The sequence below is a fragment of the Brucella lupini genome, from assembly GCF_002252535.1.
In the GTDB taxonomy this organism is placed as follows: domain Bacteria; phylum Pseudomonadota; class Alphaproteobacteria; order Rhizobiales; family Rhizobiaceae; genus Brucella; species Brucella anthropi.
The window spans coordinates 154,887-168,009 of the sequence record NZ_NNRN01000053.1 but is presented as its reverse complement, the minus strand read 5'-3'; the positions used below and the strand labels follow the sequence as shown (position 1 = coordinate 168,009).

Genomic DNA, 13,123 nt, shown 5'->3' with positions numbered 1-13,123 from the left:
AAAGACCGCCGTCAAACGGCTTCCGACAGCTGCCGGGGTTCCGTCACCCGGTCGAACCATCCAAGCGTTGCCTGGCTATCAGGAGCCAGAAGAACGCCGCAATCACCGGCGAAGTCGTTCCACCCTTCGACATAGGTTTCCCGCACCACAGTCAGCACCGGAATCTGGCGCGCATAGGCGATTTCGATGATGGAGCGGAAACCATGCCCTTCCGTCTCGCCCTTGCCGAAACGGTTGAGGATCAGCATATCGGCGCCGCTATCGAGTTCCGCCAGAAGCGAACCTGCCACATCGGCAAGGGCCGCTGGATCGAGACGACACCCCTTCGACCCCGAACCGAGCGACTGCGAGATAATCTGCGTCACGCCGGTGCCAATATGCTCGATCTCGATATCGCGGCAGCATTCATCCGTATTGCTCTCGCGGTGCTGGAGAAAGCCCGCCACGCGCAGCCCTGCCTGCCTCGCCCGATGCGCTACGCCAGCCAGAAGCTGGTCCACCGGCACATCCTTTGCGGCCAGGATGGCTGCAAGTGTCGGTTCATGGCTCATGCCTCGGCTCCCTCGTTCGACAGCAGATCAATGCCGGTAATGTCGGCATCGGCTGCGAGGATCGCGATATATTGCGACACGGCCTTCGACCAGGTGGAGGCTTCAAGCCAGCCGGCAATCCTGTCGGCAACATAGTCGAAGGGCAATTCTTCGCCCTCGATACGGCGGTCAAGCCGTACGATATGAAAGCCGAAACGGCTTTCAATCGGGGCTGGCGTTATTTCACCAGGTGTCAGGCGTTCCAGCGCCCGCTCGAATTCAGGCACCGTGCTGCCACGTGTGAGCTGACCCAGATTGCCGCCTTGCGCGCCCGAAGGACAGGACGAATATTCATGCGCAACCGAGGCGAATGTGGCAGGCGCGGCAATCACCGAGGATGCCAGATGGGATGCGGTCGTGCGGGCCTTCTCACGGGCTTGGCTGTCAGCAGGATCGGCAGCGATCAAGATATGGCTCGCCTCCAGAATAGGCGCACTGGTGAAGCGGTGGCGGTTGTTTTCGTAAAAGCGCAAGGCTTCCTCGCGTGTGGCGGAAGGCACTTCCACCTCCCGTTCGATCACCATGCGCACCAGCGCATCCTCGTCGGTCTCGCTGCGCCCTTCTGCATCCTTCTCGTGCTCGGGCACGATGCCGGTTTCCTTCGCACGCTGCAGAAGAAGCTCACGGATCGCCAACGCCCGCGCGGCGGCAAGCAGTGCCGCGCCGGGATTTTCCGACGGATGGTTTTGAGCCTCCGTCAGAATGTCGGTTTCGTTGATCGCCACACCATTGACGGACACCGCATCGAAGACCGGGCGCGGCTTCGGCGGCACGCGCGTATCCGGCTCCTGATAGGTCGTGTAGCCCGTATTATGAGCATGCGCTCCGTGCGAATGTTCAGCTGGCTGTTCAGTTGGCTGCTTCCGGTCAAAAAGTGTCACCATGAGCCTTACTCCGCAGGAATACGCATATGCGAGGGCTGAGCCGTATGGTTGCGCTCACGCACGACCTGATAGCCCGGACGCCAGATGTAGCGCACCGGAGCGCTCAGCATATGCACAAGGCGCGTGAACGGGAACAGCAGGAATATGGTCAAGCCTAAGAAGATATGCATCTTGAAGATGATCGACGCATTGGTGATGTAACTTGATGCAGCCGGATTGAAGGTGAAGATGCCTTGCGCCCAGTTCATGAATGTCACCATTTCGCCGCCGTCCAGATGCTGCAGCGAGATCGGAATGGTGCTGAGACCGAGCAGAAGCTGCAACCACAACAGAATGATGATCAGCGTGTCGGATGGCCGCGAGGACGCACGAACACGCGGATCGAACACACGGCGATGCACAAGCATGCTGGCGCCGACGATTGCCATCACACCGGCGATACCACCTGCCACGACAGCGAGAATCTGCTTTGCCTCATGGCTGACGCCGAGCATGTCGAAGACCCAGATCGGCGTCAGCAGGCCGACGAAATGACCGGCGAAGATGAACAACACGCCAAGGTGGAACAGAACCGAGCCCCACATGAGCTGCTTGCGCCGCAAAAGCTGGCTTGAGCCCGAACGCCACGTATAGGGCTCGCGGTCGTAACGGAAGATCGAACCGAGCACGAGCACGCTCAGTGCGATGTAGGGATAGATGCCGAAAAGAAACGTATGGAGATAAGCCATTTTCCGTCTCCTATATATGTGAAGGGTTGGACGGGTTGCCGGGCTTGCGCTGTGCTGCACGCATCTGCGTCCGCAACCGGTCCGGGCCGCAGGAATTGTCGCCCGCATTGCCGCCAAACGTTACCGCTTCTTCTTCCCAGATGCGGTCGAGTGCGGCGAGATCGTTCGGGTCGTCTTCCTCTTGCCGAAGCAATTCTCCGACGAGGTTCTTGTCCGGCTTGGCATTGGCGACATGCAGCAGCGCCGCAAAGGCGTTGGCATAAGGCGACTGGCGCTTGCGCAGACGCTCGCCGATGGCCGCCGTGATATGGCCTGTCTGGGTGAGGAGATCGTGGATTTCCTCTGGCGAGCGTGTCGACAGGAATTCGAGGAACAGCGGCAGATAGTCCGGCAGTTCCTTGGCATCTACGACAAAGCCGTTGTCGTCATACATCTTCATGAGATCGACCATGGCCTGGCCGCGGTCGCGGCTTTCACCATGCACATGCTCGAAAAGATGCAGCGACAGCGAGCGCGTGCGGTCAAAAAGATGCACGTAACGTTCCTGCGCCTCGTAGAGGTCGCAGTCGCAGACATAATCGACAAGGCTGTCGAGCAGCCTGCGGATGCCGGGGGAAAGCTTTTCCCCGGCCAGTGCTTTTTTCAGTTCCTCGCCGCCGAGTTGCAGCTCTGCGGTCGGATAGGAAAGCAGCAGCGAAATGATTTTCAGGGTCTTGTTCATTACACCTGCTCCCGGAAAATATCCGTTGGTGTCTGGACGACTTTCTGGCGCTTGGAGCCGAACAGGTCTTCGGTCGACGTTCCACCCGAACAGCCATTGCCGAAAGTGAAGCCGCAGGAGCCGCGCACGTCATAGGCATCCTCGGTAATTTCACGATGCGTGGTCGGGATGACGAAGCGGTCTTCGTAATTGGCAATCGCCATGATGTGGTACATTTCCTCGATCATCGCGCTGCTCATGCCGACGCGGTCGGCAATCGCCTCATCGATAACACCATCGACGGTCTTGGCGCGCATATAGGCACGCATGGCGAGCATACGTTCCAGCGCCGAGATAACCGGCTCTTCCTTGCCTGCTGTCAGAAGATTGGCAAGGTAGCGGACCGGAATGCGCATGGAACGAACATCCGGCAGCGGACCATCCATGCCAAGCTTGCCCGCAGCGGCAGCCGACTGGAGCGGCGAGAGCGGCGGTACGTACCAGACCATCGGCAGGGTGCGGTATTCAGGATGGAGCGGGAAGGCAATCTTCCAGTCCATCGCCATCTTGTAGACCGGCGAATGCTTGGCGGATTCCAGCCAGGCTTCCGGCACACCGTCCTTGCGCGCCTGTTCGATCACGGCAGGATCGTTCGGATCCAGGAAGATATTGAGCTGTTCCTCATAGAGATCCTGTTCGTTGGCCGTGGAAGCGGCCTCCGAAATACGGTCGGCATCATAGAGCATCACACCCAGATAGCGGATGCGACCGACGCAGGTTTCCGAACATACGGTCGGCTGGCCAGCTTCGATGCGCGGATAGCAGAAGATACACTTTTCGGACTTGCCGGAGCTCCAGTTGTAGTAAATTTTCTTGTAGGGGCAGCCGGAGACGCACATGCGCCAGCCGCGGCACTTTTCCTGATCGATCAGGACAATGCCGTCATCCTCGCGCTTGTAGATCGCCCCTGACGGGCAGGCCGCAACGCAGGTAGGATTGAGGCAGTGCTCGCACAGGCGCGGCAGATACATCATGAAGGTGTTTTCGAACTGGCCGTAGATTTCCTTTTCCACGCCTTCGAAATTGTAGTCCTTCGAACGCTTGGCGAACTCGCCGCCGAGGATTTCTTCCCAGTTCGGACCCCATTCGATCTTTTCCATTCGCTCGCCGGAAATCAGCGAGCGCGGACGGGCGGTCGGCATGGTCTTGCTTTCGCCTGCCGTCTGGAGATGGCCGTAATCGAAGTCGAACGGTTCATAATAGTCGTCGATTTCCGGCAGGTCCGGATTGGCGAAAATCTTGGCGAGGATGCGCCACTTGGAGCCCATCTTCGGCTCGATCTTGCCGTTCTTCTTGCGAACCCAGCCGCCGTTCCACTTTTTCTGGTTTTCCCATTCCTTCGGGAAACCGATGCCGGGCTTGGTCTCGACATTGTTGAACCAGGCATATTCCACGCCTTCACGATTGGTCCAGACGTTCTTGCACGTCACGGAGCAGGTGTGGCAGCCGATGCACTTGTCGAGATTGAGCACCATTCCAATTTGCGCACGGATTTTCATTCTGCTGCCTCCTTCGCTGCGGAGTTCTGGTTGCCTTCTTCAAGCGGACCTTCCATCCAGTCCACTTTCTCAAGCTTGCGCACGACCACGAACTCGTCGCGGTTTGAGCCGACGGTTCCGTAATAGTTGAAACCATAGGACTGGTGGGCGTAGCCGCCGATCATGTGCGTCGGCTTGGTGATGATGCGGGTGACAGAGTTGTGAATGCCGCCGCGCTGGCCGGTGAGCGGCGAGCCGGGCGTATTCACGATCTTCTCCTGTGCGTGATACATGAAGACGGTTCCGTCCTTCATGCGCTGGGAGACGACCGCACGGGCCACAATGGCGCCGTTGGCGTTGTAGACTTCCACCCAGTCATTATCGACGATGCCAGCCTTTGCGGCATCCGGCTCCGAAATCCAGACAACCGGCCCGCCGCGATTGAGCGTCAGCATCAACAGATTGTCCGTATAGGTGGAGTGGATGCCCCATTTCTGGTGCGGCGTGATGAAGTTCAGCACCAGATGCGGCTGGCCGTCCGCCTTTTCACGGATTGCCGGATTGACCGTCTTGGTATCGATCGGCGGGCGATAGACGCAGAAGCCTTCGCCGAAAGCTCGCATCCACAGGTGATCCTGATAGAGCTGCTGACGGCCGGTCAGCGTGCGCCACGGGATCAGCTCGTGCACGTTGGTATAGCCTGCATTGTAGCAGACGGTTTCGGATTCAATGCCCGACCAGGTTGGCGAGGAGATGATCTTGCGCGGCTGCGCAACAATATCGCGATAGCGGATCTTCTCGTCTTCCTTGGGAATGGCCAGATGCGAATGGTCGCGACCTGTGAACTTCGACAGCGCTTCCCATGCCTTGACCGCCACCTCACCGTTGGTTTCCGGCGCGAGCGACAGAATGACCTCGGTTGCGTCGACGTCGGTATAGATGCGCGGACGTCCTTCGCTTGCCCCCGGCTCATGAACCTTGCCGTTCAGATTGCCGAGCAGCTCGACCTCGTGTTCGGTATTCCACGAAATGCCCTTGCCGCCATTGCCCAGCTTGTCGAGAAGCGGCCCAACGGACGTATAGCGCTTGTAGAGGTTTGGATAATCGCGCTCCACAACCACGACCGATGGCATGGTCTTGCCGGGGATCGGCTCGACTTCGCCCTTCTTCCAGTCAAGAACATCCTTCGGCTGCGCCAGTTCGCCCGCCGTGTCATGCAGGGTCGGCACAAGAACGATGTCCTTCTCGACACCCAGCACTTCCGGCGCCACTTCCGAGAACTTCTTCGCGATACCCTTGAAGATTTCCCAGTCGCTGCGTGCTTCCCATGCCGGATCGGCTGCGCTCGACAGCGGATGGATGAAGGGGTGCATGTCGGAAGTATTGAGGTCGTTCTTCTCGTACCAGGTGGCAGTCGGCAGAACGATATCGGAATAGACGCAAGTTGTGGACATGCGGAAATCGAGCGTGACCAGCAGGTCGAGCTTTCCTTCCGGAGCATTCTCATGCCACACCGCCTCGCGGCTTTCCTGTGCGCCTTCCTGACCCAGATCCTTGCCAAGCAGGCCGTTCGACGTGCCGAGCAGGTGCTTCAGGAAATACTCATGCCCCTTGCCCGACGAACCAAGCAGGTTCGAGCGCCAGACGAACATGTTGCGCGGCCAGTTGGCCTCGTGGTCGGGGTCCTCGCAGGACATGGTGACAGTGCCGTTCTTCAAAGCATTCGCGATGAAGTCTTTAGGCTCCTTGCCTGATGCGGCTGCCTCTTTGGCAAGCTCCAGCGGGTTGGTCTGGAGCTGCGGCGCGGAAGGCAGCCAGCCCATGCGCTCGGCGCGGATGTTGTAGTCTATCATCGTGCCGTCCCACGCGCCCTCAGGTGCGGTGGGCGAAAGGATGTCCTGCACCTTCACGGTCTCGTAGCGCCACTGGTCGGTATGCGCATAGAAGAACGAGGTGGAGTTCATGTGACGCGGCGGACGGTTCCAGTCGAGCGCGAAGGCAAGCGCTGTCCAGCCGGTCTGCGGGCGCAGCTTTTCCTGCCCCACATAATGGCTCCAGCCGCCGCCGGACTGGCCGATACAGCCGCACATCACCAGCATGTTGATGATGCCACGATAGTTCATGTCCATGTGGTACCAGTGGTTGAGACCGGCACCGAGGATGACCATGGACCGACCATTGGTCTTTTCGGCATTGGTTGCAAATTCGCGGGCGACAGCAATGATCTGGTCGCGCGGGACACCTGTGATCTTCTCAGCCCAGGCCGGGGTATATGGCAGGCCCTCGTCATAGGACTTGGCAGAGTTCGCGTCGCCAAGCCCGCGATCGAGACCGTAATTGGCTGCGAACAGGTCGAACACCGTCGCAACCATGACGTCGCCGCCCTTGATCTTCAGCTTGCGGGCCGGAACCTTGCGCACCAGCACGCTGTCATGGTCCGTGCCTTCAAAATAATCGTGCTCGCGGTTGCCGAAATATGGGAAAGCCACATCGGCGACGGCGTCATGGCTGTCCTTGTCGATGAAGCTCTTGGCAAGTTCCACATCCTTGCCCTTGCCGTCCTTTTCTTCAAGGTTCCACTGGCCGTCATCACCCCAGCGGAAGCCGATGGAGCCCTGCGGCGCAACATAGGCACCCGATTTCGTGTCGAAGGCGACCGTCTTCCAGTCTGGATTGTTGCCTTCGCCGAGATCGCCCTTGAAGTCGGAAGCGCGCAGGAAGCGGTCCGGCACATAACGTCCGTCCTTCTTCGAGAGCATGACCAGCATCGGGAAGTCGGAATATTTACGGCAGTAATTCTCGAAATAGGGGACCTGCCGGTCAAGGTGATATTCGCGCAGGATCACATGGCCAAGCGCCATGGCAAGTGCGGCATCGGTGCCCTGCTTGGGATGCAGCCACAGATCGGAAAACTTCGCTGCTTCCGAATAGTCGGGCGAGACCACGACCGACTTGGTGCCCTTGTAACGCACTTCCGTATAGAAATGCGCATCCGGCGTGCGGGTCTGCGGTACGTTGGAACCCCAGAGCATCAGGAAACCGGCATTGTACCAGTCTGCCGATTCCGGCACGTCGGTCTGTTCGCCCCATGTCATCGGCGAAGCGGGCGGCAGATCGCAATACCAGTCATAGAACGACATGCAGACGCCGCCGAGCAGTGACAGGTAACGTGAGCCCGCCGCATAGGACACCATCGACATGGCCGGGATCGGCGAGAAGCCGATCACGCGGTCCGGTCCATAAGTCTTGGCCGTATAGGCATTGGCGGCGGCGATGATCTCGTTGACTTCTTCCCACGTTGCGCGAACGAAGCCGCCGAGACCGCGCACCTTCATATAGTCGGCACGCTTGGCGGGGTCCTGCTGGATCGCGGCCCAGGCCGCGACAGGCGTTTTCAGCGTGCGTTCCTTGCGCCACAGCTTCAGGAGACGGGAGCGGATCAGCGGATATTTTACCCGGTTGGCAGAATAGACATACCAGCTATAGCTTGCCCCGCGCGAACAGCCGCGCGGCTCATGGTTCGGCAGGTCGGCCCGGGTGCGCGGATAATCCGTCTGCTGGGTTTCCCAGGTGATGATGCCGCCCTTGACGTAGACTTTCCACGAGCAGGAGCCGGTGCAGTTCACGCCATGGGTGGAGCGGACAATCTTGTCGTGCTGCCAGCGCTTGCGATAGGCGTCTTCCCAGTCGCGGTTCTCATTGGTCGTGACGCCATGGCCTTCCGAGAAGGTGCCGACATTCTTGCGCGCAAGAAAGTTCAGGCGATCGAGGAGTAGACTCATGATTATATCCTCACTTTATTTCTTCAGGCAGCAGCAGCGGCTGGTTTGCTGCGGTGCTCCACGTCGTAGAGCAGACCGCCTTTTCGGGTGTAGACGCCCCAGGTGATGACGAGGCAGGTCACGTAGAAGATCAGGAAGGCCCAGAGCGCGGCTTCCGGTCCGCCGGTCATGCTGATCGAGGTGCCGTAACCCTTCGGGATGAAGAAGGCGCCGAAGGCAGCAATGGCCGAGGTGAAGCCGGTGATGGCCGCAGATTCCTTGTCTGCTTCGTGACGGCGTTCTTCCGGGGTGGCATTGGGCATAAGCCTGTCCATCTCTTTCGACATGATCGCCGGGATCATTTGGAAGGTGGAGGCATTGCCGATGCCCGTTGCGAAGAACAGCAGGATGAAGGAAGCAAAGAAGCCCCAGAACGCATTCGGCTGATCCTTGATGCCGACGAAGTACAGTACGCCCGCCACGCCGATCATCATCAGGACGAATGCCCAGATGGTGACGCGTCCGCCGCCATATTTATCGGCAAGCCAGCCCGAACCCGACCGCGACAGCGCGCCGACAAGAGGTCCGAGGAAGGCGAACTGAAGTGTATTAACCTCAGGGAACAGGATATTGGTCAGAAGCGGGAAGCCAGCCGAATAACCGATGAACGAGCCGAACGTGCCGGTATAAAGCCAGCACATGATCCAGTTGTGCTTGCGGCGGAAAATGACGGCCTGATCGGCAAACGAAGCCTTGGCCGACGCGATATCGTTCATGCCGAACCAGTTGGCGAAAGCCGTGATGATGATGAACGGCACGAAGAAGAAGCCGGCATTCTGCAGCCAGAGCGGCGTGCTGCCCGCTTCGGTCGCAATCATTGACGGATCGCCGCCAAGCTTGCCGAAGATACCGGCGGTGATGACCAGCGGAACCACGAACTGCACGACGCTGACGCCGAGATTGCCGAGTCCTGCATTGAGCGCTGCCGCATTGCCCTTCTCTTTCTTCGGGAAGAAGAAGGAGATGTTGGACATGGAGGAGGCGAAGTTACCGCCGCCGAAGCCGCAGCAGAGCGCCAGCAGCAGGAAGATGAAGTAAGGCGTATTCGGGTTCTGCACGGCATAGCCGATACCGATGGCCGGAATGACCAGCGACCAGGTGGTCAGTGTGGTCCACAGGCGGCCGCCGAAGATCGGCACCATGAAGGAATAGAAGATGCGGAAGGTCGCGCCCGAGATGCCGGGTAGCGCTGCCAGCCAGAACAGCTGGTCGGTCGTGAACTGGTAGCCCACCAGTGGCAGCTTTGCCACCACCACGGACCAGACCTGCCAGATGGCGAAGGACAGAAGCAGTGCCGGGATCGAAAGCCACAGGTTGCGCTTGGCGATCCTTCTTCCCTTCTCTTCCCAGAAGGTCGGATCGTCCGGACGCCAGTCGGTCAGGACGGAATCGCCCTTTGCCGGCTTGACGTCGGCTTTCTTCAAGCCCTGCAATTCAGCAAAGGCCGGAAGCTCTTCCGTCGTCTTGCCTTCGGCTGCGCGCTCCATCTGGCGGATCGAGACATGCATCCACGCAAAGGAAACCGCGACGATGACAAAGAGCAGCATGAAGCAGCTCGTCCAGAGGCCGGTCTGGTCCAGAAGTACACCGAACAGGATCGGCAGGATGAAGCCGCCGAGACCGCCGATCATACCCACCAGACCGCCGACGGAGCCGACATTGCCCGGATAGTAGACCGGAATGTGCTTGAAGACGGCTGCCTTGCCCAAGGCCATGAAGAAGCCGAGGATGAAGACGGTGATGGTGAAGCCGATCACGCCCATTTCGGCATGGAAGGCCAGCGGACCATTATCGCTCTGGATGACATAGTCCGTCGGCGGATAAGACAGTATGAATGTCGCGACCAGCGAGACGGCGAAGGTCCAGTACATGACCCGGCGCGCGCCATAGACATCCGAAAGATGTCCGCCATAGGCGCGGAAAAGACTTGCCGGGACAGAGAAGAACGCAGCGATAATACCTGCGAGGCGAATATCGACGCCATAGACATGGATCAGTTATTGCGGCAGCCACAGCGCGAGAGCCACGAAGGCGCCGAAGACGAAGAAATAGTAAAGCGAGAAACGCCAGACCTGAATATTCTTCAGCGGCTCCAGCTCCATCAAGGTGCTGGCGGGTTTTTCGCCCTTGCACCGACGCTCGACCAGGACCGGATCATCGCTCGTGGTGAAATAGAAAATCAGCGCCATGACGACCATCGCGGCCGCCCAGACTTCGGCGACCGTATGCCAGCCGAATGCAACCATGACCATCGGCGCGAAGAACTTCGTCACCGCCGCTCCAACATTGCCCGCGCCGAAAATGCCAAGCGCAACGCCCTGCTTTTCCGGCGGATACCAGCGCGAGACATAGGCAACGCCAACCGAGAACGACCCGCCCGCCACGCCAACACCAAGCGCTGCAATCAGCATTTGCGGATAGGTGGTGGCGTAGGTCAGAAGATAGGTGGCAACCGCCGAGACCAGCATTGTGAGCGTGAAGATGGCCCGACCGCCATAGCGATCCGCCCAGATGCCCAGAATGACGCGGATCAGCGATCCCGTAAGGATCGGCGTACCGACGAGCAAGCCGAACTGGGTTTCGCTTAAGCCCAGCTCGGATCGAATTTCAATGCCGATGATTGCAAAGATGGTCCAGACCGCAAAACACACTGTGAAAGCGGTCGTACTCATCGCTAGCGCCGTGGTCTGCGCCCTGGGATTTTCCCCTGCGACATGTTGCATAGGCGTACTCCGAATTGAATACCATTGGAGGTTTCGTATGCACTTATGCGTCGACTTTCAGATGAATACATTGATTAAGATCAATATCTTTAGACTATTCAAGTTGAATTTTAGATATTCGTGGCTTAACGACCAAAATAGACCTAGTTAGTTCAAAGTATTGATTTATGCATATTGCGTAATTGATATTTATCAAGCATAATAGACTGATGAAAACTTGACCCCAAAAGTGAGGTTTAATGCGGAAAGAAGACATCGACGCGCTGAAGAATTTGCCGCTCTTCATGGATATGGCAGATGCCACTTTCGAGCGGATCATGCGCCCGAGCTTCGTGCAGTCGTTTCCGCCACGCACGACCCTTATCAAGGAAGACGAGCCTGCGGACTTCCTGTTCGCAATCCTGGACGGCCTCGTGTTGATGTCCGCGAAATCGGACGACGGCGAAACCGCGCTGGAAATATTGCGCGCCGCCGATATTTTCATTCTCGCAGCCGTGCTCAATGACGATGTGTGCCTGCAAACTGCACAGACCCTCACGCCAACCCGTGTGCTGATGGTGCCTTCAAGTCTGGTTCGGGACTTGATGAGCGAGGACGTCGGTTTCATGCGCGCCGTCGTCTTTGAAACGGCACGCGCCTATCGTCGTCTGGTCAAAGAGCTGAAGGCGCAGAAGCTTAGAAGCAGTGTGCAGCGCCTCGCCAACTGGATCGTCAAGGAATCGCTTTTTAACAACGGCGCAGATGTCGTAATGATTCCTTATGAAAAGCGGACACTTGCCGCCTATCTCGGCATGACGCCGGAGAACCTGTCGCGCAGTTTTGCAACGCTCGGGTCCCACGGTGTCAGTGTGCAGGCCTCTGCAATCAAGATCACGAACAAGAACAAGCTGCTGCAGTTTGCGGCACCTTCCCATCTGATCGACAGGGAAGAACCGGCGCGCACGGCCGACAGGGTTTGAGACCGGCTTTCATCTTCCTGTCAAACAGAACGACTATCCGGTGACTTTCCTGATCGAACGGATATCCGCCATGAAAGCACCTTTTGTTGCACTGTTTCTTGCCCTTGCCACCAGCGCTGCGGCACAGGAAATGCAGAAGCCGGAACTCATCGGCGCTATCACGCTACCGACCGGCCTGAAAATCGGCGGCATTGAATTCGGCGGAATTTCCGGCCTCGACTACGACCCACGTGAAAATATCTATTACGCCATATCCGACGATCGTTCGGAAAACGCACCTGCGCGCTTTTACAAGCTCAAGCTCGCCATCGACGGTTCCGGCGTGCAAAGCCTTGATGTTCTGGAAACAGTCACGCTTCTGGACAAGGCCGGCAAATCATTTGCGCTGAAGGATGTGGACCCTGAAAGCATCCGTTTCAACACGGCGACCGGCACGATCTACTGGTCAAGCGAAGGCGATAAGAACGGCAGGCCTTTTATCGGCGAAGCAAAGACCGATGGCAGTTTCATTCGCGAATTTGCTTTGCCGGAAGCCTACATTCCCGACGAAGGCAAGACACGCGGCGTCCGCAACAATCTGTCTTTTGAAAGCCTGACCATCACACCGGACGGCAAGACGCTTCTGGCGGGGACGGAAAACGCCCTGACACAGGATGGAGACAAGGCGACACTCGATCATGGCAGCCGTTCACGCATCATCGCCTTTGACCTCGCCTCAGGCAATGTGACGGCAGAATATGCCTATGACACCGACCCGATCTTCACCAAGGCGACGCTGCCGCCCTTCTGGAACGATAACGGTCTGTCGGAATTCGTTTCCGATGGAAACGATCTCCTCACCGTCGAGCGCTCCTTCGCCATGGGTGTGGGCAATCGTATTACGCTCTACCGCGCATCTTTCGACGGTGCCAGCAATGTAAAGGATGTGCCCTCACTGGCCAATCAGTCTGTGACATCGCTCAGCAAGAAACTTTTCCTCCAGCTGAACGAAGGTGATTTCGGCCTCGACATCGACAATATAGAGGCCATCACCTTCGGGCCGATGATTGACGGCAAGAGAACGCTGATCCTTGCCTCGGATAACAATTTCAACCACGGTCAGGTTTCACAGTTCATTGCTTTGAAGCTGCCCTGACCGACCCGGGCATTTCCAGCAAAAGTGCTAAGCGGTTTTGCCTAG

At 58.1% G+C, this 13,123-nt stretch carries 8 protein-coding genes and 1 pseudogene; 2 read left to right on the top strand and 7 right to left on the bottom strand.

The genetic code is table 11. The features are described 5' to 3' along the window. Positions 1–11: 11 nt before the first annotated feature. The 7 genes and pseudogenes from CES86_RS17665 to CES86_RS17635 form a co-directional block, all read right to left on the bottom strand. Positions 12–551: a DUF2478 domain-containing protein gene (locus tag CES86_RS17665; RefSeq protein ID WP_029928129.1), complete on the bottom strand. Its 540-nt coding sequence runs from the start codon at positions 549–551 to the stop codon at positions 12–14. Then, positions 548–1,474, bottom strand: a complete 927-nt coding sequence (locus CES86_RS17660; protein ID WP_029928131.1) for a peptidylprolyl isomerase — start codon at positions 1,472–1,474, stop codon at positions 548–550. Before CES86_RS17660 ends, CES86_RS17665 begins: the two co-directional genes overlap by 4 nt. Before the next feature lie 5 nt (positions 1,475–1,479). Next, positions 1,480–2,202: a respiratory nitrate reductase subunit gamma gene (gene narI, locus CES86_RS17655; RefSeq protein ID WP_010660855.1), complete on the bottom strand. Its 723-nt coding sequence runs from the start codon at positions 2,200–2,202 to the stop codon at positions 1,480–1,482. 10 nt (positions 2,203–2,212) lie between these two features. Beyond that, entirely contained in the window at positions 2,213–2,923 is a 711-nt protein-coding gene (gene narJ / locus CES86_RS17650) for a nitrate reductase molybdenum cofactor assembly chaperone (protein ID WP_029928134.1), read from the bottom strand. Beyond that, positions 2,923–4,461, bottom strand: a complete 1,539-nt coding sequence (narH, locus tag CES86_RS17645) for a nitrate reductase subunit beta (protein WP_010660853.1) — start codon at positions 4,459–4,461, stop codon at positions 2,923–2,925. Before narH ends, narJ begins: the two co-directional genes overlap by 1 nt. After that, entirely contained in the window at positions 4,458–8,222 is a 3,765-nt protein-coding gene (locus CES86_RS17640; protein ID WP_029928137.1) for a nitrate reductase subunit alpha, read from the bottom strand. Before CES86_RS17640 ends, narH begins: the two co-directional genes overlap by 4 nt. A 23-nt stretch (positions 8,223–8,245) precedes the next feature. Further along, a pseudogene (locus tag CES86_RS17635) lies at positions 8,246–10,984 on the bottom strand (nitrate/nitrite transporter). 239 nt (positions 10,985–11,223) lie between these two features. Between CES86_RS17635 and CES86_RS17630 the strand changes: the two are divergent. Together CES86_RS17630 and CES86_RS17625 are read left to right on the top strand one after the other, a co-directional pair. Then, the gene (locus CES86_RS17630) at positions 11,224–11,943 is read left to right on the top strand and encodes a cyclic nucleotide-binding domain-containing protein (protein WP_010660850.1); all 720 of its coding nucleotides are present in this window, start codon (positions 11,224–11,226) and stop codon (positions 11,941–11,943) included. Positions 11,944–12,013: 70 nt separating this feature from the next. Next, positions 12,014–13,078: an esterase-like activity of phytase family protein gene (locus CES86_RS17625; protein WP_029928141.1), complete on the top strand. Its 1,065-nt coding sequence runs from the start codon at positions 12,014–12,016 to the stop codon at positions 13,076–13,078. Positions 13,079–13,123: the final 45 nt, after the last annotated feature.

Coding starts and splice junctions, on each gene's coding strand:
- CES86_RS17665 (WP_029928129.1), bottom strand. CDS start 551: ATGAGCCATGAACCGACACTTGCAGCCATCCTGGCCGCAAAGGATGTG.
- CES86_RS17660 (WP_029928131.1), bottom strand. CDS start 1,474: ATGGTGACACTTTTTGACCGGAAGCAGCCAACTGAACAGCCAGCTGAA.
- narI (WP_010660855.1), bottom strand. CDS start 2,202: ATGGCTTATCTCCATACGTTTCTTTTCGGCATCTATCCCTACATCGCA.
- narJ (WP_029928134.1), bottom strand. CDS start 2,923: ATGAACAAGACCCTGAAAATCATTTCGCTGCTGCTTTCCTATCCGACC.
- narH (WP_010660853.1), bottom strand. CDS start 4,461: ATGAAAATCCGTGCGCAAATTGGAATGGTGCTCAATCTCGACAAGTGC.
- CES86_RS17640 (WP_029928137.1), bottom strand. CDS start 8,222: ATGAGTCTACTCCTCGATCGCCTGAACTTTCTTGCGCGCAAGAATGTC.
- CES86_RS17630 (WP_010660850.1), top strand. CDS start 11,224: ATGCGGAAAGAAGACATCGACGCGCTGAAGAATTTGCCGCTCTTCATG.
- CES86_RS17625 (WP_029928141.1), top strand. CDS start 12,014: ATGAAAGCACCTTTTGTTGCACTGTTTCTTGCCCTTGCCACCAGCGCT.